The organism is Flavobacterium sp. UGB4466 (genome assembly GCF_903469665.1).
Classification (GTDB): Bacteria; Bacteroidota; Bacteroidia; order Flavobacteriales; family Flavobacteriaceae; genus Flavobacterium; species Flavobacterium lipolyticum.
Genome location: NZ_CAGKLC010000054.1, coordinates 1 through 22569, shown reverse-complemented (window position 1 = coordinate 22569; position 22569 = coordinate 1). Strand labels below are relative to the sequence as shown.

Sequence of the window (22569 nt, the reverse complement as noted above, 5' to 3'; positions counted from 1 at the left end):
TCTATGTGAAAGAAATATATTTCTTTTTTTGCTTCCTTTCTATACCTAAAAAATCTATGTTTCTATGTGTTAAATCAATTTTTTATTAATTTCAACCGTGGGCTAATGTAAAATCTTTTCTATGGCATTGTTTATTCGAATCAGATCTTCTTCAAGACTGCCGTGGTAACTCTTTCGATGTTCGTTAATCAAAAATACGAGCTCCTGAATATCCGTTACATTTTTACCTGTTTTATGATGCAATTTTTGAATAAAATGATCGTCCAGTTTCGTGGTATCGATTAAATATTCATTCCTGATTTTCTCTAAAAAGTAAATGATCTTTTTATCAATGATATTAGTGTGATCGCCTTCCTGATAATATAAATTTCCGATAGTCTTTGTAAAATCAACGGTTAAATTGGGCAAAGGTTTTAGTATGGGAACAATTCGCTGTTTGCGCTTGGCATTAAAAATAATAAAAATCAGCATGCCAAACAGAAAGAAATACCAGGCCCATTTTAAACCGGGCTGACTTAAAATGTATCGTAGAGGCGATTCAGAAATGCGTTCGCTGTTTTGCCCTTTTGTGTACCAAAAAATATCTCCCTCGGGCAAACAGGATAAGACGTTCTCGGTATACTGATAATGATTTGCTTTTAGTAAGTTGTAGTTTGTAAAAGCAACAGGCTGTGTGTGCAGGTAAAAATGCCCCTGATAATACGGTATTTTTATAAAATTGACGTGCTTTTTTGCTTTCTTGACCGAAGAAAGCTGATAACCCAGAACGCTGGTTTTTGCGGTATCAATTTTAGAAAAATAATTTTCTAATGTCTGTACAAACTTATATTTTTTGTCCTTCAGTTGGGAGTTAGCCAGCCAAACAGTGGTGTTGCCTGAATTGAGATAATCCCCATTTACTTCGACTTTTAAACTGTCTAAGAGGTATTGAGGAAAGTCTTTCATGCTCAAAAAAGCATTGTTTCCACGCGATACAAAGTAAAGAAGTTCGTTTACAGATTCTTCATCAATAGTATTGGATTCGGAGATGTTTAAAAAAGTTCCTTTTATTTTGTAATTTTCTACCAGACTGTCATTGTCATATTTTGAGGTCAAATACTCATAAGGAGTCAGGTCTGAAATTCGTTCTACGGTATGATTTTTAAAAAAATCATTGATTTCGTTGTTAAAAACATAGAGCCCAAAAGGAATTTTGTCATTAACAGAATAGGTGGGAGTCCAGTCAATAGGTTTTGGACGTTCGCGATCTGCAATCAGAATTAAAGCTAGAATAAGAACCAGTACAGCAATGTAAATTTTAAGTGTTTTATTCATTGCTAAAGGTTTTTAAGGCATTCTTAAATCGGTTTTCGGCTTTTCTGAAAGTGATTTCATCAATCTCAAACTCCCCGTACCAGATGTAGTTGTACAGATAAGACAGATAGGTAAACTCTTCTTTGTGTGCAGGCTTTTGAAGTTCGTATAAATAATCAGAATTGGTTTTTTCGATGTCCCATTCGATGTACTGATTTTGTGCCATTACTTTCAGAAGCCATAGATAGTAGTATCTAACGGCAGCTCTTTTTTCTCCGGACTGTATACTTTCTTTAATCAGTTTATCGAAATCTAAAAGATGAATGTTCTTTTCGATTTCTGAATAGATAATATTTTTTTTCTTAGCGTTTTTTCCAAAAATCCATTGTCCCTCTTTATTAATGATAGCTTTTACGATGAGATAAATAACAAAAATGATGATGAGAACGGCCAGTACTTTTATTAAAACCGAAACAAAATCAATAGAGCTTTGCGGAGTTTCAAAATCGAACCAATCGCTAAAAATACTGGCCAGCCATTCCTTAAAACGCTGCCATAGCCCTTTTTCAGGAGCTTTAAATTCATAAACGAAGCTGGAGCCGGTATATTTTTTTTTAAAATTTTTAGAGAAAGTCTTAATTTCTATGGTGTCAGAATCTATCCGAATATCTTTTTCAGTGTATTTTACAGCTGTTATTTTGGGAGGTTCGGCTGTAGCCAAAGTATCCTGTGCCTGAATAATGCCGGAGAAAATAAAAAAAGATAAAAGGAATAGGAAGATTTTATTCATTATCGGTTCCGATTAAATCAATGTCGCGATTTGAAATTTTATCTTTTGCTCCCAGGCTATAGTACATAATTCCCTGATTGATCATGATCATGTTGTTGAAAATATTACTCAGGGTAAAGATGAGGATGAAAATCAGAGTTAGAAATAGCAGCAAGAGCGGAGAATCACTCATCGCTTCTGCATTATAATTAGAGCTTCCCATAGCGGTAAGGAAGACCATAAATATTCCGGCAAAATAGAACACCATGGTGATCGATCCCTGAATCATCTGGATCATAATCAGGATTAAAAAAGTAGCTCCGATGGAAGTCCAGAAATCTTCTTTTAGTAAAAGATAAGCATGATTTAAGGATTGAAAGAAACTTTTATCTTCTGTCAGATAAGCATAAAAACTAAAGTTTACCCAGGTAAATAAAGCGGGAATAGCAATTAGCAAAAGAGGAATCCCAACAATTAGAAAGCATAAAAAGAAGAGTATGATGATAACGATTAACAACACCGGAACAACAAGAAACGTAAGTCCAATACAAAATTTGATGATTTTCCAGATGTTTTGTCTGAAGATCGTGGTGATATCTTCTGTTTTAAAATCAGTGGTGTTCTTTTTCGCCACCAGTTTTAGATACAGAATAGGGTAAGTCGAGTTGAAAAGCGACAAAGCAATTACAGCAATAAAAAAGAGGGCAACAAAGCCAGCTAAGAGCCCAAAATTATCGTTAAAATAACCAGCAAGATTGTCAGCGGGTTGGTCTAAGCTATCATTAAATACAGCCTGAAAATTACTTTTTAAAAAGAAAAAGACCAAAGCCCCTACGATTAGGAGAAAGGCCCCGTTGATGATGAAAAAGATCTTAAAAAAATGTTTTCCAAAAGTTTTAAAAAAGGAAAAAGTATCGATGATATAATCGCCCAGCTGTCGTTTTTTGTAAAGTTCAAACATTAGGATAAAGTTGTTTTTTTGTGAACAATAAAAGGATAAATCAAATAATAAAATGAAATTATAGCTAAAGTAAGTAAAATGATAAAACTACTTAGCCAATTGGGCATGTCAATGGAATAACGTGTGATAAAACCTTCGAGAAAACCCGCACTGATGGTAAACGGAAAAGTACTCAGGAATATTTTGAAACTATTTTTGAAGCCTATTTTAAAAGAATTCATTCTCGAGAAAGTTTTAGGAAACAAGATGGAAGCTCCCAAAATAAAGCCTGCTGTAGTTTCGATTACAATGGCGAAGATTTCCATTGAACAGTGAATCCAGATACCGCGGACACTTTTCCAGAAAACGCCCTGTTCGTAAAAAAAGTACTGAAAAGAGCCCAGCATGATACAGTTTCGAAGGAAAATATAAAAAGTACCCAGACCTCCGAAAATTCCGTAAATGTAACATCTCGCGCCTACATAAAGGTTGTTCATGGTGATGCCGATAAAACTTCCCCAGTTACTTCCGGAGCCGTATACAGCCATTGGGTTTCCTTTTTTGATGTTTTCTAAGGTCATGTTCACATAAGAATCACCCAGAATAAGACGAACAAAATCCTGGTCGTATCTGGCAGAAACAACACCAATTCCCACCGTCAGAAAAAACAAAACAAATGCATACAGTAAATAGCGTTTGTACTCGTACATCAGCAAGGGGACTTCGGTAACAAAGAATTCCAGAAACTTATTTTTTTCTGTTCGTTTTGTTTTATAAATTTTCTGATAAATTTGTGAAGCGAGATGATTGAGGTAAATAACGGTTTTGCTCTTCGGATAATACGTTTGGGCATACGACAGGTCATTCATCATTTGAATGTACAAATTAGCTAACTCGTCCGGATTTTTTTTAGCTTTACCAAAAATAGCTAGCTCAAATTCCAGCCATTTTTCTTTATTTTGTTTTATGAAGGCAACTTCTCTCATTGCAGGCTAAAATATAAAATATGTCAGAATTATCTATAAATACGACACAAAATGTCAAAATAAATTTTATCGCCGCAACGATAGGGGAAAGAATAGGTTCTTATTTCATTGATTTGGCTATTAAACTGGCTTATGTGACCGTAATTTCTCTGGTATTTTTTTACGGACTAAATTTCGATAAAGTACTGAATACCTTAGATAACTGGTCGAGAATGTCTATACTTTTACTACTGTATTTTCCATTTATCATTTATACCATAACCTTAGAAAGTATTTTTGAAGGACAGACGATTGGTAAGAAATTAGTAAAAATAAAAGTGGTAAAAATTGACGGTTATCAGGCGGGATTTGGAGATTATTTAATGCGATGGTTTTTCAGATTAGTGGATATTTCTATTCTTGGAGGAATCGTGGGGCTGATATCCATAATTTCGAGTCAAAAAGGACAGCGATTGGGCGATATGGTTGCCGGAACAGCTGTGATTACATTAAAAAATAAAATCAACATCAGCCACACTATTCTGGAGGAAATTGGAGACGCTTATGTTCCGACTTATCCTTTGGTAATTAAATTGTCGGACAATGATATGCGAATTATCAAAGAGACTTTTCAAAGTGCACTTGCTAAAAACGATCATGAAATCATTTATAAACTGGTTGCCAAAATTGAGAGTGTTACCGGAATTAAAAATCAGTCAGGCAATAATAGCGACTTTCTGAGAGTCATTCTCAAAGATTATAATTTTTATACGCAGCATATGTAGTGTTTAAAGGGGCGAAAAAAAGGATGATAAATGTCATTTTATCAAGTTCATAATTTTTGTAGTTTTACTAATACTAAAATCAACTTGCCGTAGTGCTGATTTTTTTAGTTGTACTATGGAGACATTTATTGATTTTAGAAAGGCGTTACCGAAAAGCTTTAAGAGTAGGATCATTTAAATTATAGAAATTATGAAAATTACAAAGGTTTTTGGAATTATAATGTTATTATTATCGGTTGTTGGCTTTGCTCAGACCGGAAGCAAAAAACTGGATAAAATTATAAAAAGAGATTATCAGATTATTGAATGTACTATTGCAAAAATGTCTGATAAAGCGGTTGAATATTCTTTACCGGGAGAAACACTGCAAATTTCACTTGACGTATCTCAGATTGCCAGAATTGATTTTGCGAGCGGGCGTTCTCAAACTTTTGATGTGTCTGTAAATGCAACAGCATCAAATACTTCGAGTTCCGCTAATTCAGTACAGGCCGTTGCTGCAGCTGAAATGAAACCCAATACCATTGCTGTGCTGCCGGTACCTTATGTAAACTCAGGCACTTTAGAAAGTTCAGAAGAAATGGCAAAATTTGCTCAGAATGATTTGTACAACAAATTACTGGATAAATCGTCGAATATTTTTCCGTTAACGGTTCAGGATTTAAGAGTAACCAACAGTTTATTGCACAAAGCAGGGATAGATTATAAAAATATCGATGAAACCCCAATCGAAGATCTTCAAAGAATTTTAGGAGTAGACAATATTATCGCAACAAAAGTGTCGTATACCCTAACGGAAGGTTCAGTAGCCTCAACGTATAACAGCGGAAATGCCAAAGTGAGTGACAACAATAAAAGGCTTAAAACAAACGATATTTCGACTACAACGTCAAGTACACAAACCTACTACAATTACATGGTTTATTTTGACATGTATAAAAACGGAACGAAAATCTATTCACAAACCCGTAAGCCATTCTTAAACATAAAAGACAGCTGGATGGATTCTGTTTCTTATCTGTTAAAAAGAAGTCCAATTTATGTTAGAAAATAAATAATCAGAGAGAAGAGGCACTAAAGAATAAAAAAACCTTTAAGCTTTGTACCTTTGCGGCTCTGCGCCTTTTGCAGCTAAAAAGTAAAAAATGTTTCATTTATTAGATCTTATTGGTACCATGGCTTTTGCCATGTCGGGCGCTTTGACAGCGATGCATAAAAAGCTGGATCCGTTTGGAGTTTTTATCATTGCTTTTGTGACTGCTGTTGGTGGAGGAACGCTTCGTGATGTGCTGATTGGCAGAACACCTGTAGGATGGATGCTGGATTTGCAATATGTATATGTAATCATCCTGGGGTTTGGATTTGCTATCCTTTTCAGAAAAAAGTTCGACAGACTGCGTACTTCGCTATTCTTGTTTGATACCATCGGATTAGGGGTTTTTACCTTGATTGGACTCGAAAAAGGGATTATGATTGGTTTACATCCTGCAATTTGTATTGCCTTAGGAACCATGACGGCTTGTTTTGGCGGTGTGATTCGGGACATTTTGTGTAACGAAATCCCAACCATTTTTAGAAGAGAGATTTATGCCACCATCTGTATTTTTGGAGGAATCGTATTTTTTATCCTTAAAAAACTGAATTTAGAAGACGATATATTGTATTTAGTGACTTCTGTCGTAATGATTGTTACACGTTTATTAGCCGTAAAGTACAAATGGTATTTACCGGCATTTGAACACAAGTAAGATTTTTGAACGATAGCAGTGTGCTGAAAATTTAAGAGCCGCGAATTCACAAACAGAATTTAAATTTTTGGTAGACAATAAAAATAAAATTCGTGAATTCGTGGCAAACTTTTTTATAAGTTTGTTTCAACAGAACTCAAAAAGAGAACCATAAAATTACCACAGAAAGCGGAATGAAATATACCGTAAGGAATTATCATAAAAACGATTACGAAATATGGAATGCATTTGTGGCGCAGGCTAAAAATGCTACATTTCTGTTTCACCGTGATTTTATGGAATACCACGAAGACCGGTTTGAAGATTTCTCCCTTTTGGTTTTTGAGAATGATAAGTTAAAAGCAATTTTACCGGCGAACAAAGTCGAAAATTCAGTTTACTCCCATCAGGGATTGACCTACGGAGGTTTGGTGTATAGCGAAAAAACAAAACAAGTTGACGTTATTGAAATTTTTCAGACGGTTTTGTTCTTTTTGAGTGAAAATGAGATTCTGAAACTGCATTATAAAACTCTTCCTTCTATTTACCATCTAAAACCTGCAGAAGAAATTTTGTATGCGCTGTTTTTGGCTGATGCGAAACTGGTACGTCGCGATTCACTTTCGGTAATTGATTTGTCTCAGGAAAGTGTCGTATCAAAGATTAGAAAAAGAGGTTTTCAAAAAGGAGTTTCGAATCAATTGATGATCAAAGAAGAAACTGATTTTGGTTTGTTTTGGAATGAAGTTTTAATTCCCAATTTGAATAAAAAACACAAAGCAAATCCGGTACATTCAGCAGAAGAAATGTCTTATCTGCAGAAGCATTTTCCTCAAAACATTCACCAGTTTAATGTGTATTTAGAAGATAAAATGGTAGCCGGCACTACAATTTTTGAAACGGAAACAACGGTGCATTGTCAGTATATTTCGAAGAATGAAATGGGAGATTTAGGCAGCTTAGATTATTTGTATCATTATCTGATTCAGGAGCGGTTTGTCCAAAAGCGATTTTTTGATTTTGGAATTTCGAATGAAAATCAGGGAAAGAACCTGAATGAAGGTTTGTCTTACTGGAAAGAAAGTTTTGGAGCAGGCACCATAGTTCATGATTTCTACGAATTGGAAACTGCAAATTATAAGAAGTTAAATGGTATTTTTGTTTAAATAGAAAAAAAGAAAATGATATCATTTCTGGACCTGAAGAAAATAAACAAACCTTATGAAACCGCATTTCAGGAAAAACTGAAAACAGTTTTAGAGAGTGGCTGGTACATTTTAGGGAAAGAAGTGGAAACATTTGAAACTGCTTTTGCAAAATATTGTAAAACAGATTACTGTATCGGAACAGGAAACGGTTTAGATGCATTAACGTTGATTTTTAAGGGATATATAGCTTTAGGAAAACTGCAAAAAGGAGATGAAGTAATAGTTCCTGCCAATACTTATATTGCTAGTATTTTGGCTGTATTGCAGGCAGATTTGGTTCCCATTTTAGTGGAACCAAGATTAGAAACGTACAATATCAATCCCGATTTAATCGAGGAAAAAATCAGTCCGAAAACCAAAGCCATCTTAGCCGTTCATCTTTACGGACAATTGGCTGAAATGGACCAAATAAATGAAATTGCAAATCGGAATAATTTATTAATAGTTGAAGATGCAGCCCAATCGCATGGTGCAATTAAAAATCAACAATCAACAATTAATAATTTATCCTTCGCATCAGCTTACAGTTTTTATCCCGGAAAGAACCTTGGTGCTTTAGGCGATGGTGGTGCCATTACGACAAATGATACAGAGTTGGCTAAAGTGCTTTTTTCGCTTCGTAATTATGGATCTGAGGTGAAATATTACAATGATTATATTGGAGTAAATTCGAGATTAGATGAACTTCAGGCCGCTTTTTTAAGTTTGAAATTACCTCATTTAGATGCCGATAATGAGAGACGACGCAAAATAGCTGAACGATATTTGGCAGAAATAAAAAATGAAAAAATAGTACTTCCGTTTTGGGATTTTTCAAATAACCATGTTTTTCATTTGTTTGTGATACGAACTTCAGATCGTGAAGGGCTGCAGGTCTACTTATCCCAAAATAACATACAGACCATAATCCATTATCCAATTCCACCACATCAGCAAAAGGCACTTTTGGAATGGAGTAATTTGTCATTACCTGTTACAGAAAAGATTCATCAGGAAGTTTTGAGTTTACCAATTAGTCCTGTTTTGACAGATGCTGAGGTTGATTTTATTGTTGAGGTTTTAAATAGATATTAAATTTAATTGAAAGGAAAATGACTGTAAAATTAACTATTAAGAAATTCGTTCCTGAGAGAATATGGATATTACTCATTAAGTTTTATAATTTTACAAATCTAAGAACCGCCTATGAATCATATTTAATCAAAAAGGCACCTAGAAATCATGAAAAAGCACTCGAAGTTGTCAGGAAAAAAGAAAAGGTAAAAGTTGCTTTTTTTCTAATTCATGAATCGGTTTGGAAATATGATGTGTTATTCGATTTAATGCTCGCGCATTCTCGGTTTGAGCCCCAAATATTTGTTTGTCCTGTTGTAAATTTTGGTAAGGAAAATATGCTTTTTGAAATGGATAAAGCCTATAATGCCTTTAAAAGTAGAGGATATGATGTTGTTAAAACTTTTGATAATATTAAAGGAGAATATTTAGATATCAAAAAGTCGTTCTCACCTGATATCGTTTTTTACACTAATCCTTACGAAGGTTTAGTAGATTATAGATACTATATAAAGGAGTTTTCGAATACTTTAACCTGTTATGTTCCTTATGCTATAATGACGACGAACTATGATGCTTTTTACAATTTAAACTTTCATAATCTTGTTTGGAGGATTTTTTCAGAAACCCCTATCCATAAGAATATTGCATTTCAGAAACAAAAAAATAAAGGAAAGAACAATGTTGTAACAGGTTATCCGGGATTTGATCAGCTTTTAACAAGCAAGAAACCTAATAGTAATGTGTGGAAAAATAATGATGAAACTTTAAAAAGAGTAATATGGGCTCCACATCATTCGATGAATGAACTTAATAAAGTATCAAATTTTTTAGAGTATTGTGATGTTTTTTTGGAACTGGCTATTGTGTATAAGAATCAATTGCAAATTGCTTTTAAACCTCACCCGCTACTAAGAATTAAACTAGAAAATGATCCGAATTGGGGTAAAAATAAAACAGATGCCTATTACAATAAATGGATGGATTTAGAGAATGGCCAATTTGAAAATTCTGAATATACTGATCTGTTTTTAACGTCAGATGCTTTGATTCATGATTGCGGCTCCTTTATGGCCGAATATCTTATTACAGAGAAACCATCTCTTTTTATGGTAAGAAACGAGTCGGTCATGAGAGAATGGAGCGAATTTGGAGAAAAAACTGTGGCAGTGCATTATCAGTCCAGAAATAAAAAAGAATTGATTGATTTTATTGAAAATGTGTTGTTGAATGAAAATGATTGGATGAAAGAAGCGCGTAATAATTTTGTTGAAAATAATCTAATTCAGAACAATAACTTAAGTGCATCACAAAACATAATGAATTATTTAGAAACTCAAATTTTTGAATGATTTTTTTGAAATAACTAAATTTTATAAAAATAAAAGAATAGATGAATATAGCTGTTATTTTAGCTGGTGGAACAGGAATTAGGCTGGAAAAATCTTTGCCTAAGCAATTTTTTAAAGTTGCCGGAAAAATGGTTATAGAACATACTGTAGATGCATTTGAAAGAAATGAATTAGTTGATGAAATTGCAATTGTTATTAATAATCATTATTTATTTATGATAGAGGATATGATTATTAAAAACGAATGGAAGAAAGTCAAACGGGTTCTAATTGGTGGTAAGGAGCGATACCATTCCAGTCTTGCAGCAGTGAATGCTTATGCAGATTTAGAAGATGCCAATCTAATCTTTCATGATGCTGCGCGTCCTTTAGTAAGTCAAAGAATTATCAGTGAGGTTGTAGGGGCGATGGATAATTACAAGGCTGTTGATGTTGCTATTCACTCGGCAGATACAATTATTGAGGTTCAAAATCAGATTATAACAGCTATCCCTGAGCGTGTAAAAATGCGTCGAGGACAAACTCCACAAGGTTTTAAACAAGCAGTAATCGCAAAAGCCTACGAGTTAGCGATGAAAGATAAAAATTTTAAAGCTACTGATGACTGTGGGGTAGTTAAAAAGTATTTGCCTGAAGAAAGTATTTTTGTAGTAGATGGTGAAGAGGTTAACATGAAACTTACTTATCCGGAAGACACTTATTTGTTAGATAAATTGTTTCAACTGCGCTCTGTTGAAATTCAAAATATTGAATTATCCTTAGAATCCCTAGCAGATAAAGTTATGGTTGTTTTTGGGGGAACTTATGGTATTGGGAAAAGTATTGTAGATTTAGGAAAGCAGAACGGGATACGTGTTTATAATTTTTCCCGTAGCGAGAATAATGTAGATGTCTCTAATATGGAAGCTGTTAAGGAGGTATTAGAAAAAGTATTTCAAACAGAGCATAAGATTGATTACATTGTCAATACCGCAGGCATATTATATAAGGAACCTTTAGAGACGATGAATTATCAAAATATTCTGAATTCGGTAAATGTTAATTATCTTGGAATGGTTAATATTGCATTAGCTTCCTTACCATATCTAAAACAATCAAAAGGGCATATTTTATTTTTTACTTCAAGCTCCTATACCAGGGGTAGGGCGTTTTACAGTATTTATTCTTCTGGTAAAGCTGCAATTGTTAATTTTGTGCAGGCAATTTCACAAGAATGGGAAACATTAGGTATTAAAGTAAATTGTATGAATCCGGAACGAACAGAGACACCAATGCGAATAAAGAATTTTGGAAGTGAATTACAAAATACTTTATTAAAACCAGAAACTGTTGCTTTAAGATGCATTCAGACTTTATTATCTAATTATACAGGGCAAGTGATAGATGTACGATTGTAAAGAAGTAAAAAATTAACCTTTCTTAAATGCATAACACTTCTCTAAAATCAATAGCAACAAAAGGAGTTTTTTGGTCTGCTATTGATAAATTCGCTGTTCAAATTGGACAATTTATTGTGAGCGTAGTGCTTGCCCGCATTTTGCTGCCGGAAGATTTTGGGTTAATAGGAATGTTAGCCATTTTTATGGCTTTGTCACAGACCTTTATTGAAAGCGGTTTGGGAGTATGTTTAATCCAAAGACAAAATAGAACAGAAATTGATTTTTCTACCGTATTTGTGTTTAATTTATGGGTTAGCAGCTTTTTTTATCTGGTATTGTTTTTTTCCGCACCTTATATTTCAACTTTTTTTAATCAGCCACAACTAACAGATTTAGTACGAGTATTAGGTTTAAGTTTGTTTATAAATGCTTTTGCAATAGTTCAAAAAAGTAAATTAACAATAGCAATGGATTTTAAATCTATTGCTAAGAGCAATGTGCTGTCTGTAATCTTGGGTGGATTATGCGGTGTACTATCAGCAATAAAGGGTTATGGAGTTTGGTCATTGGTTGTTCAAAGTTTAGTATGGTCTTTAACGACAACAGTTTCACTATGGTTTTTAAGCAGTTGGAGTCCATTACTTTCATTTTCGAAAAAATCTTTTCGCTCTTTATTTGGTTACGGATCAAAAATTCTGATTTCAGGATTATATGCGCAGTTATTAAATAACGTTTATAATATTTGTTTAGGTAGATTTTATCCCACGGCTTCACTCGGTTATTACACAAGGGCTAAGAGTTTTGCTGATCTATCAGGGGGAACAATAGTGAGTATTATACAGCAGGCTACATTTCCAGTTTTAACCGTTGTTCAGCATGATAAAGAGAAATTAGTTTCTATTTATAGCCGAATGATTCGTATGTCAGCTTTTTTAATTATCCCGCTTATGACGCTTATTGCTTTGCTGGCAAAACCTATAGTCATATTATTATTTACCGAAAAATGGATTTTCCTGATTCCGTTTTTACAATGGATGGTTTTTTCCCGTGTTTTTCTTCCTATGAGTGTGATTAATATGAGTTTGTTAAATGCAATTGGCAGATCAGATTTGTACTTAAAAGTTGATTTGTCGAAATTACCTTTAACTGTGCTTGCTATGATAATCACAATTCCGTTAGGGCTAAAAGCCATTATAATCGGTCATGTTGTTACATCAGCAATAGCTTTTGTTATAAATGCATATCTCCCGGGGAAGTTATATGGTTATGGGGTAATAGCTCAATTGAAAGATATGCTGCCTGTTTTTGCTGCAACAGTTGGAATGGCAATTTTGGTATTTGCCATAACCTCCTTTGTGGATAATCTAATAGTGCAATTATTCTTAGGTGCTATACTTGGAACGATAACTTATTTGTTTATTTGTTGGTTACTGAAATTAGAGGAACCCAAAGAAGCTTGGAAAGTACTTTTAAAGTTGAAGAAAAACTAATACTTTTTGAAGTAAGCTCTCCAAAATAATCGAAAACGTAGGCCGATATTTTTTAAAAATAAACCATAATCTCTGATTTGGAAAGTATGTACAATTTCATGATGTACTCTTTTTTGAATGGCGAGATCTTCTTCTTTTGTTCGATTTAGCTGGATCGCTTTTTTTAGGATCAGATAAGTAGATAGGTTTATTTTTTTAAATCCTAATTTTTTATTGTCGTAAAAACTTGAAGTTAATGAATTTTCTGAAATCCTCTTTTTTATCAAAATTTCATCAATAAAATCAAATTCATAAATCCGTGATGCTCTGATCCAAAAATCTAAATCTTCATAGGATAGTTTTTCATCATAACCGTTTAAGGAATCATAAACTGCTTTTTTTGCCATTGAAGAGACGGAACAAATGCTGTCTCTACCCGAAAGTACGTTTAAATAAATATCTCCGGTTTGCTTTTTTATAATTGTTTTACGGTTATCATCTACAGGGAAGTAGTAAGAGTCAAATTCTCCTTTTTCAGTAATCAATTCAGCATTTCCGTAAACAATTCCAAGATTTTTATAAGCACTTTCTTTAAAAGTCTTTATTTGTAAGGAAACACAGTTTGGTAATAAAACGTCATCGGCAGCCAGATCAATAATATAATTGCCTTGTGCTAGTTTTAATGCCTTATTAAAAGACTTAGTATTTCCTAAATTCGTTTCATTGACAATGAATGTTACCTGAGGATAATTTACAAGCCATTCTTTAATTATATTTTCGGAGTTATCCGTACTACAATCGTCTACTATTATTAATTCAACAATACCATAATCCTGACTAATAACGGAACATAAACTCTCAATCACGAATTTTTCATGATTATAACATAAGCAAATAACGGTTACCAATGATTTATTTTGCATATTGTTTTTAAAGAGTTATATATTTGATACGAAAATAAGAAATCGATAATGATAGTGCCTAACAAAAAAAATAAAATCGCTTTAATTGGTTACCGCTTAGCGGGTGGCGGAAGCGATAAAGTGATGGCAAATTTGTCTATTTTTTTTGAAAGACAAGGTTTTGAGGTTGATGTTATTATAGTTTTAGATGAAGTTACTTTTCCATATTCTGGTAAATTGGTTAATTTAGGATTGCTAAAAAATAAAAAAAATGGATTTTTTAATAAAGCTAAAAGATTATTGGCTTTACGAAAGTATTTGCAAGAAAATAAATTTGATTTTATTATCGATTTTCGCTTTCGAACTAAAGTAGTGCAAGAACTTATTTTAGCAAGGCTTATTTACAATACCAAGACCATTTTTACTGTTCATAGTTCTTTGATCGACCATTATATGCCTAATAATTCATGGTTAACAAGGTTGATGTACAATCATTGTTATGCGAATGTGGCAATTACAAATGAAATGAAGATTTTGATTCAAACAAAACATAAGTTAAAAAATGTTGTAATGATCCCGAATCTTATTTATTTAGACGAGATTCTTCAAAAACAAAATGAGGAAATAGATTTTGATTTTGATTTTATTATAGCTGTTGGGCAATATGAAAACGAAGTAAAACAATTTGACAAACTGATTTCAAGTTATGCAAAATCGAATTTACGAGAAAAGAAAATTCATTTGGCAATTGTTGGAAATGGAGATGAATCGAAATTAAAAAAAGCAATTTTCGAGAGTAATATTGGTGATTTTGTACATCTTTTGGGATATCAGAATAATCCTTTTAAGTATGTAAGTAAGGCAAAATTTTTAGTTTTAAGTAGCAAAAATGAAGGATTTCCGAATGTTATTTTAGAAGCTTTAGCCTGTAGAACACCAGTGATTTCTTTTGATTGCGATTTTGGACCAAGAGATTTGATTATTAATCTTGAAAACGGTATTTTAGTTGAAAATCAAAATTGGATAAAATTTACTGAAGCACTAAATTTATTTGTATCAGATGAAGTTTTGTATAAAAAATGTAAGGAAAGTAGTTTAAAAAGTATTCTTGATTTTTCATTAGAAAGAATAGGTGAAAAATGGATTAAATTGATGATTTCAAATGGTTAAATTGTATTAAGATGAATGTAGAAATTATTGATATTCCAAAGATAGAAAACAGCTTGGGGAATATTGCTGTATTAGAAAAAGGATTTGTTCCGTTTGAAATTCAGAGAGTTTATTATCTATATGATATACCTTCTTCCTCCATACGCGGAGGTCATTCACATAAAAAGCTGAGACAAATTATAATTGCAATTTCAGGTAGTTTTACTGTTATATTGAAAGATGGTAGTTCAGAAAAAAAAGTATTTCTTAATAAGCCAGATAAAGGATTATTGATTGAAAATAATGTCTGGCGCGAGCTGGAAAACTTTTCTTCCGGCGCTGTTTGCTTGGTTTTGGCTTCTGACGTTTTTGATGAATCAGATTATATTCGAGATTTTGATGTTTTTTTGAATTCAAAAAAATGAGGTTACTTTATATTGTCCCAAAAATAAAAAAACCGGGCGGAGTTGCCAGAGTTTTGGCTATCAAAGCGAATTATTTTGTGGAGTATTTTGGTTATGAAGTTCATATTTTATCTCAAAATGAAGAGACTGGTTCGCCTTTTTATACTTTTAATACTGAAATTGTCTTTCATAATATAATTTTGAAAGGCAATATTTTTAAGTTTTTCAATTCTTTTCAAAAGCATATAAATCAAAAGGTTAGCGAAATTAAACCTGATGTTATTTTGATTGCTGATAATGGTTTAAAAGCATTTATCTTTCCTTTTGTTACCAAAACTAAAGTACCAATTGTATTTGAATGTCATGGTTCTAAATTTATTGAAGAAAAAGATCTGAAAAGAGGTTTGACTTCACAATCAATTCGGAGAATAAAATATCAATTTAAAGATTTTAGCGCTCGAAAGTTTACTAAAATAGTAGCTTTATCTGAAGAAAGTTTAAAAGAATGGAATGTTGAAAATGGTGTTGTAATCTCAAACCCTTCATGGATAGAAAGTAATAGAGTCTCTAATTTACAGCATAAAAAGGTAATTGCAATTGGTCGAAATTCTTTTGAAAAAGGATTGGATCGATTGTTATTAATCTGGAAAGAAATTATTCAAAAACATCCGGATTGGGTACTGGATATTTATACAGATGGTATTGATGCTTTGAAAAAAGAAGCCATACAATTGAATATAGAATCGGGGATCAATTATATGCCTTTTGTTGAAAATATTGAAGAAGGGTATTGTAGAGCCTCTGTTTTTGCTATGACCTCAAGAACAGAAGGGTTTCCAATGGTTTTGCTGGAAGCAATGGCTTTAGGCTTACCTTGCGTTGCTTACGATTGTCCAATTGGCCCGGGATCTATTATTACCAATGCTAAAAATGGTTTTTTAATTCCGGATGACAACATAGAAAAATATGTTGAAAAACTCTCTTTTTTGATTGAAAATGAGGAGGTAAGATTGAAATTTGGTGAAGAAGCTAAGCAAACATCTGAGAATTATGCCCTGGATAAAATAATGGAACAATGGAGATTTTTTCTAGACACTTTAGTGGCTAATTAGTTTTTTTTAAGCTACAAAAATAGCCCAATTTATACAGGTCAAACAAAAATAAAGAAGGTTTCTGCGACAACAAATTTCGCTCGATTCTGATTTGATTTTTTACAAAAAGAAAAGCCGAAAATTGTGTTAATTTGAGTCTTCTCAGAGATTCAAAAGAAGTTATAATTTTACTCTCTTTTTTTAGTATTTTATCTGAATCATAAAGAAAAACAAGATTTTCTAAAGCTATTTTGGTTTTGTTTAAAAACACTTTTGAAGTTTCTAAATTCAAATGAAAAGTTGGATTTACTATCCGAAGAATTTTAAAATGATTTGCTTTTAAAACAGAAAAGAAACACAAATCTTCATAACCGTATCTGGTGATGGATTCGTCAAAAGGAAACCGAACAAAAATATCTTTTTTAATTACCAGATTTGAAGTGAGAAGAGAAAGAGTCTCTCTTTTATTACCATAAAACCAGCGAAGAAATTGCTCCTTTGGAGGTTCATTGTTCTCATAAATGATTCCGCCAAACAGAATATTATTTCCCGAATCAGAAATAACATCGATGTACTTTTTTATAAAATTATTCTGAGCAGGAAAGGTATCACAGTCTAAAATAAGCAACCAGTTGTATATGGATTTTTGAGCCAGTGAATTGATGTTTTTGCCTCTTCCTAAATTAGTTTCATTTTTAAAAAAGGAACAATTAGGCAAAAGATTGATTTCTGCATTTAGCGTATTTTCGTGAGAATTTGAATCGTCGTCCTGGCAAAGAACTTCAAAATGAATTCCAATAGCATTACATTGTTTTGCAACTTCTTTAACAAGTGGCAAAACATCATAATTAAAAACCGGAATTAAAATAGAGAGCATTACACGCTGCGTTGCACCACTTCAAAAATTCTTTCGTCTTCACATTTTAGGGTTTTAGACGGGAATTTCATTAGTAAAGCATAATCGTGGGTTACCATGATCACTGTTTTACCGTTGGCATTGATTTTTTTAAGTACTTCAAGAACCTCTGAGCTGGTTTGCGGATCAAGATTTCCGGTTGGCTCATCGGCTAAGATAAATTCAGGATCGTTTAACAGTGCTCTTGCAATGGCAACACGCTGTTGCTCACCGCCTGAAAGTTGATGTGGCATTTTGTTTACGAATTCTTTCATGCCTACCTTATCCAGAACTTCATCGATTTTATGCTCCATGGCTTCTTTTTCAGACCAGCCGGTGGCTTTTAAAACAAAAAGCATATTGTCTTTTACGGAACGGTCCGGAAGTAACTTAAAATCCTGAAACACAATTCCAATTTTACGTCTTAAATAAGGGATTTCGCTTTCTTTTAAAGTCGCCAAATCAAATTCAACGATATGTCCTTCACCCTCAGTTAAAGGTAAATCACCATAAAGTGTTTTCATGAAACTACTCTTTCCGGAACCTGTTTTTCCAATTATATAGATAAATTCACCATGCTGAACATCTAAATTAATGTGAGATAAAATTTTCTTTCCTTCCTGATATATAGTGACTTCTTTAAGAGACAGTACGGTTTGCGACATAATAAAATTAATTTGAATGGTAAAAGTAATAAGATAACGCTTGGATTCAAAATAAATTTTAATCAATTCTGTGAGGAATTTCAAAAAAACGGCCACAGATTAAAGAATTAGAATGATTTTATTCCTTCTGCTAAAGTTAATTTTTCAATCTGTGAGGAGGGGTGAAATCTGTGTCAAACATAACAGAATTGTTATTTTAATTGTAAAATAGAAAAATATTTCTGTAAAGTTTGAGAACCAATCTTTTGGCGTTTACTATACGGTTTAATAATTACGATTAAAATATTTATTCATAATAAAGTCAAGGAACGTTTCGTTATAAACGGTATAAAATGATACATTTGAATACTAAATATAATTAAAATGCGTAAACTTCCCTGGTTCTTTTTACTCCCAATTATCCTTTTCTCAACCATAGTTTCGGCACAAAAATCAGCTATTTATACTTACGACTTAAAGGATTTTGACAAAGCACTGGCCTTGTACAATGACAAACAATATGCTTCGGCCCAACTTATTTTCGAATATGTAAAAAATAATGCAACCACTGAGGAAGTCCAATCCGATTGTGCTTATTATATCGCCAATTGCGCCATTCGAACAAATAAAGTAAATGCCGATGCGCTGATGGAGAAATTTGTACACGATTATCCGACAAGTACAAAACAAAATCAGGCGTATATTGAAGTGGCTCAGTATTTTTTTGAGCAGGGAAATTACCCGAAAGCGTTGCAATGGTTTGATAAAGTAGATGAAAGTTACATGAGCAAATCAGACTCGGATAAATTTAATTTTCAAAAAGGATATAGTTATTTCAGTGCTAAAAAGAAAAAGGAAGCAACTACTTATTTTAACAAAGTGGTAAATTCTCCCGATTTTGGTTCTCAGGCCAAATATTACTTGGGATTTATGGCGTATGAAGGTGATGATTATAAAGAAGCAACGAAATATTTTGATGAAGTTTCAGGCGAAGAAAAGTACAAAGAAAAGCTTTCGTATTATCAGGCCGACATGAATTTTAAGCTGGGGAGTTTCCAAAAAGCAATCGATTTGGGGCAAAAAGCCATGAGTAAATCGAATGATTTGGAAAAGTCAGAACTGAACAAAATTATCGGAGAAAGCTATTTCAATTTAAAGCAATATGGTAAAGCGATTCCGTTTTTAGAGCAGTATGCCGGTAAAAAAGGAAAGTGGAATAATACCGATTTCTATCAATTGGGATATGCGTATTACGAACAAAAAGAGTACGAAAAAGCAATTTCCCAATTCAATAAAATTATTGAAGGAAAAGATTTTGTAGCTCAAAATGCCTATTATCATTTAGGTTTAGCATATTTAAATACAGATAAAAAGCAGGAAGCTTTAAATGCGTTTAAAAATGCTTCTGAAATGGATTTCAATGCGCAAATTCAGGAAGACGCAGCGTTAAATTATGCAAAACTGAGCTATGAAATTGGGAATGCCTATCAAACGGTACCAGGAATTTTGCTTGATTTTTTAAAGAAATATCCAAATAATTCAAGCAGATCTGAGGTAGAAAAATTATTGGTTGATTCTTATATTTCTTCTAAAAACTACAAAGAAGCACTTTCGTTATTAGAAAAAAACAGGTCGGCAGAGAATAAAGCGGCTTATCAAAAAGTACTTTTTTACCGAGGTGTAGAATTGTACAATGAATCTAATTATCCCGAAGCAGGGAAAATGTTCAAAAATGCTGTCAGCGAACAAAAGACTCCTGAATTTACAGCGCGTGCGACTTTTTGGAAAGCCGAAACGGAATATATGACCGATGATTTTCAGAATGCTTTACTAAGCTACAAGCAATTTGCAGGGTTGGCTGCAGCGAAAACGACTAATGAGTATAAAAACATCAATTATAATATTGGTTATGCTTATTTTAAACAAAAAGAATACGATCAGGCAGGGAATTCTTTTCAGGCACAAATTGACAATTCGAAAGAAGATAAAGTACGTTTAAACGATTCGTATTTGCGTTTGGGCGATTGCCGATTTGTGAGTTCGAAGTACAGTGCAGCAAATGAAGCGTACTCCAAAGCTATTGAAGCAAAAGGTGTTGACGCCGATTATGCACAGTTTCAAAAGGCAATTTCTTACGGATTTATGTCCAAAAATGATAAAAAAGCCGAGGAGTTGAGCCATTTTCTTCAAACGTATAAAAAGTCGTCTTATCGCGATGATGCTTTATACGAATTGGGGAATACCTATGTAACAGAGAAAAAGAACGATCAGGCACTTAAAACCTACGATCAGTTGATTTCAGAATTTAAAAATGGTTCGTTTACTTCGAAAGCCATTTTAAAACAAGGATTGATTTATTACAATTCAGATCGCGATGATCAGGCTTTGGTGAAGTTTAAAAAAGTAGCAGCCGAGTTTCCTAAAACTCCCGAAGCTTTAGAAGCCGTTTCGACAGCCAGATTGATTTATGTCGACTCAGGAAAGGTGGATGAATATGCGACCTGGGTACGTACCTTAGATTTTGTGGCGGTTACTGATGCTGAGTTGGATAATGATACTTACGATGCGGCTTTCAAACAATATAGTCAGAACAACAGTAAGCAAGCTATAACTGGTTTTACAGGTTATGTGAGCAAATTTCCGAAAGGAATGCATGCGCTGGAAGCTAACTTTTATTTAGCACAATTGTATTTTGCCGAAGGGTCGGAAACAAAATCAGTGGCAAATTATCAGTATGTGACTGATCAGCCAAGAAGTGAATTTACAGAGCAATCGTTGAGCAGACTCGCACAGATTTTCCTTAAAGCAAAAGATTGTGATCAATCGATTCCGGTTTTAGTTCGTTTAGAAAACGAAGCTGATTTTCCTCAGAATAAAAACTTTGCACAGGCCAATCTGATGAAATGTTATTACGACAAAAAAGATTACGACAATTCTGTAGTGTATGCTGATAAAGTATTGCAAAATGCAAAAGCCGATGCAAATGTAAAGGCCGATGCACAAATTATCGTGGCACGCGCGGCAATGCAAACAGGAAACGAAGACAAGGCCAAAACGGCCTATGCTAAATTATCGGCAACTTCGAAAGGAGAATTAGCAGCGGAAGCCTTGTATTATGATGCTTATTTTAAAACCAAAGAAGGAAAATTTGAGGCTTCAAATGTTTCAGTACAAAAGCTGGCTAAAAACTATTCGGCTTACAAATATTACGGAGCGAAAAGTTTAGTGCTAATGGCCAAGAATTTTTACGGATTAAAAGACAGTTATCAGGCAACTTATATTTTAGACAACGTCATTAACAATTTTACCGATTATCCGGATGTTGTTGAAGAGGCTAAAACGGAGTTGAGTGCGATTAAGTTGGAGGAAGCAAAAACGAATTCTTCAATTAATAAGTAAGAACAAAGAGTAGAGAAGATAGAAGATAGAAAAAAGAGGCAAGAAGCAAGATGAAAGATTGCTGAGAAGTCTTTTCTCTTTGTTCTTGCATCTATTAAAAAAAAAACAAGAATAAAAGATTATAGAGAATAGATGCAAGAGTAAAGATGCAAGAATAGAAGTCTTGTGTCTTGGTTCTATCATCTAAATAAAAAAAAGAAAAAGAGATGAGTTTACCATTTTATATAGTTGATGTTTTTGCCGATAAAAAATATACAGGAAATCAGTTAGCCGTTTTTACGGAAGCGGAGAATCTAAGTACTGAAGAAATGCAGGAGATGGCACGCGAGATTAATTTTGCAGAAAGCACCTTTATAACAAAGCTTGACAGAGAAAAAAATAAAGCAGAGATCAGAATATTTACCCCTGCTCATGAAATGCAGTTTGCAGGACATCCTATAATTGGAACTTCGTGGGTTTTAATCATTAAAATATTTGATAATTCCCCAGAGAATATCACATTAGAAGTTCCTATTGGGGCAATTCCGATTCATCAGTCTGAAGATCTAATTTGGTTAAAAGCAGCACAGCCTAAGTTTTGGGATATTTATGCGAAGGAAGACTTCACCCTGTTCAGTAATCTGAAAAAAGAAGATTTCGAGAATCAATTCCCAATTCAGGAAGTAACGACCGGAAGTGCTTTTGTGATGGTTGGACTGAGCAATAAAAGAGCATTGGAAAATTTGGTTTTAGATAAAGATAAAGCAGATGAATGGATGAAAAACAACTGTAAAACAGCTCACAGAGCCTTGTATTTTTATTATCTGGAAGACTCAAAATTGTTTAGCAGAATGTTGTGTATTGAGCACAATCAATTGGTTGAAGATGCAGCAACCGGAAGCGCAAGTACTTGTTTACAGGCTTTTCTTTTAAAATATCATTTACCGCAATTTGAAATGATCAATTATCAGGGAGATTATATCAATCGTCCGTCTCAAATTTATTTTAAAGGGAAATTGACCGAAAATCAATTTGATATCAAAATAGGAGGGAAAGCTCAGTTTGTTGCAAAAGGAGAGTGGGAAGTTTAAGAGTAAAGAGTAAAGAGTAAAGAGTAAAGAGTAAAGAGTAAAGAGTAAAGAGTAAAGAGTAAAGAGTAAAGAGTA

General features: G+C 33.3%; 20 protein-coding genes. 13 read left to right on the top strand and 7 right to left on the bottom strand.

The features are described 5' to 3' along the window. Window positions 1–102 precede the first annotated feature (102 nt). Genes JO950_RS13850 through JO950_RS13835 form a run of 4 tightly spaced genes read right to left on the bottom strand, consistent with a single transcriptional unit; the run spans window position 103 to window position 3988 of the window. Entirely contained in the window at window positions 103–1314 is a 1212-nt protein-coding gene (locus JO950_RS13850; RefSeq protein WP_202703189.1) for a DUF4350 domain-containing protein, read from the bottom strand. Beyond that, window positions 1307–2083 carry a DUF4129 domain-containing protein gene (locus JO950_RS13845; RefSeq protein ID WP_202703188.1) on the bottom strand — a complete coding sequence of 259 codons (777 nt, stop codon included), beginning with the start codon at window positions 2081–2083 and terminating at the stop codon, window positions 1307–1309. Before JO950_RS13845 ends, JO950_RS13850 begins: the two co-directional genes overlap by 8 nt. Next, complete coding sequence (locus JO950_RS13840; RefSeq protein WP_202703187.1) at window positions 2076–3023, bottom strand: hypothetical protein; 948 nt, start codon at window positions 3021–3023, stop codon at window positions 2076–2078. The genes JO950_RS13845 and JO950_RS13840 overlap by 8 nt, the downstream gene beginning before the upstream one ends. Further along, window positions 3023–3988: a stage II sporulation protein M gene (locus tag JO950_RS13835; RefSeq protein ID WP_202703186.1), complete on the bottom strand. Its 966-nt coding sequence runs from the start codon at window positions 3986–3988 to the stop codon at window positions 3023–3025. Before JO950_RS13835 ends, JO950_RS13840 begins: the two co-directional genes overlap by 1 nt. A 20-nt stretch (window positions 3989–4008) precedes the next feature. Here JO950_RS13835 and JO950_RS13830 point away from each other — a divergent pair, with 20 nt between their 5' ends. The 8 genes from JO950_RS13830 (at window position 4009) to JO950_RS13795 (ending at window position 12961) form a co-directional block, all read left to right on the top strand. Next, entirely contained in the window at window positions 4009–4752 is a 744-nt protein-coding gene (locus JO950_RS13830; RefSeq protein WP_202703185.1) for an RDD family protein, read from the top strand. A 190-nt stretch (window positions 4753–4942) separates the two neighbouring features. After that, window positions 4943–5806 carry a hypothetical protein gene (locus JO950_RS13825; RefSeq protein WP_202703184.1) on the top strand — a complete coding sequence of 288 codons (864 nt, stop codon included), beginning with the start codon at window positions 4943–4945 and terminating at the stop codon, window positions 5804–5806. A gap of 91 nt (window positions 5807–5897) precedes the next feature. Further along, on the top strand, window positions 5898–6500 hold the full coding sequence (locus JO950_RS13820; RefSeq protein ID WP_202703183.1) for a trimeric intracellular cation channel family protein: 603 nt from the start codon (window positions 5898–5900) through the stop codon (window positions 6498–6500). Between the two features lie 173 nt (window positions 6501–6673). Then, window positions 6674–7645, top strand: coding sequence for a GNAT family N-acetyltransferase (locus tag JO950_RS13815; RefSeq protein ID WP_202703182.1), 972 nt, complete (start codon window positions 6674–6676; stop codon window positions 7643–7645). A gap of 15 nt (window positions 7646–7660) precedes the next feature. Beyond that, complete coding sequence (locus JO950_RS13810; protein ID WP_202703181.1) at window positions 7661–8761, top strand: DegT/DnrJ/EryC1/StrS aminotransferase family protein; 1101 nt, start codon at window positions 7661–7663, stop codon at window positions 8759–8761. A 17-nt stretch (window positions 8762–8778) separates the two neighbouring features. Then, a complete protein-coding gene (locus JO950_RS13805) occupies window positions 8779–10092 on the top strand; it encodes a CDP-glycerol glycerophosphotransferase family protein (protein ID WP_202703180.1) in 1314 nt (437 codons plus the stop codon). Window positions 10093–10133: 41 nt separating this feature from the next. After that, window positions 10134–11489 (top strand): bifunctional cytidylyltransferase/SDR family oxidoreductase, encoded by a 1356-nt coding sequence (locus tag JO950_RS13800; protein ID WP_202703179.1) that lies wholly within the window; start codon window positions 10134–10136, stop codon window positions 11487–11489. Window positions 11490–11515: 26 nt separating this feature from the next. Further along, entirely contained in the window at window positions 11516–12961 is a 1446-nt protein-coding gene (locus tag JO950_RS13795; RefSeq protein WP_202703178.1) for a lipopolysaccharide biosynthesis protein, read from the top strand. Here the strand turns inward: JO950_RS13795 and JO950_RS13790 are convergent. Continuing rightward, window positions 12958–13863: a glycosyltransferase gene (locus tag JO950_RS13790; RefSeq protein WP_202703177.1), complete on the bottom strand. Its 906-nt coding sequence runs from the start codon at window positions 13861–13863 to the stop codon at window positions 12958–12960. The two genes, JO950_RS13795 and JO950_RS13790, sit on opposite strands and share 4 nt — an antisense overlap. 48 nt (window positions 13864–13911) lie before the next feature. Here JO950_RS13790 and JO950_RS13785 point away from each other — a divergent pair, with 48 nt between their 5' ends. From JO950_RS13785 to JO950_RS13775, 3 genes are read left to right on the top strand one after another with little or no spacing between them, the layout of a single operon-like run. Further along, on the top strand, window positions 13912–15012 hold the full coding sequence (locus JO950_RS13785; protein WP_202703176.1) for a glycosyltransferase: 1101 nt from the start codon (window positions 13912–13914) through the stop codon (window positions 15010–15012). A gap of 11 nt (window positions 15013–15023) precedes the next feature. After that, entirely contained in the window at window positions 15024–15416 is a 393-nt protein-coding gene (locus tag JO950_RS13780) for an FdtA/QdtA family cupin domain-containing protein (protein WP_202703175.1), read from the top strand. Next, window positions 15413–16507, top strand: a complete 1095-nt coding sequence (locus tag JO950_RS13775; protein WP_202703174.1) for a glycosyltransferase family 4 protein — start codon at window positions 15413–15415, stop codon at window positions 16505–16507. Before JO950_RS13780 ends, JO950_RS13775 begins: the two co-directional genes overlap by 4 nt. On the opposite strand, the gene JO950_RS13770 is transcribed toward JO950_RS13775, so the two are convergent. After that, complete coding sequence (locus JO950_RS13770; protein WP_202703173.1) at window positions 16500–17363, bottom strand: glycosyltransferase; 864 nt, start codon at window positions 17361–17363, stop codon at window positions 16500–16502. The genes JO950_RS13775 and JO950_RS13770 overlap by 8 nt on opposite strands. Next, entirely contained in the window at window positions 17363–18046 is a 684-nt protein-coding gene (locus tag JO950_RS13765; protein ID WP_202703172.1) for a cell division ATP-binding protein FtsE, read from the bottom strand. Before JO950_RS13765 ends, JO950_RS13770 begins: the two co-directional genes overlap by 1 nt. Window positions 18047–18409: 363 nt before the next feature. On the opposite strand from JO950_RS13765, the gene JO950_RS13760 reads away from it, so the two are divergent. Beyond that, window positions 18410–21424 carry a tetratricopeptide repeat protein gene (locus tag JO950_RS13760; RefSeq protein WP_202703171.1) on the top strand — a complete coding sequence of 1005 codons (3015 nt, stop codon included), beginning with the start codon at window positions 18410–18412 and terminating at the stop codon, window positions 21422–21424. A gap of 206 nt (window positions 21425–21630) precedes the next feature. Beyond that, entirely contained in the window at window positions 21631–22494 is an 864-nt protein-coding gene (locus JO950_RS13755) for a PhzF family phenazine biosynthesis protein (RefSeq protein WP_202703170.1), read from the top strand. Window positions 22495–22569 lie beyond the last annotated feature (75 nt).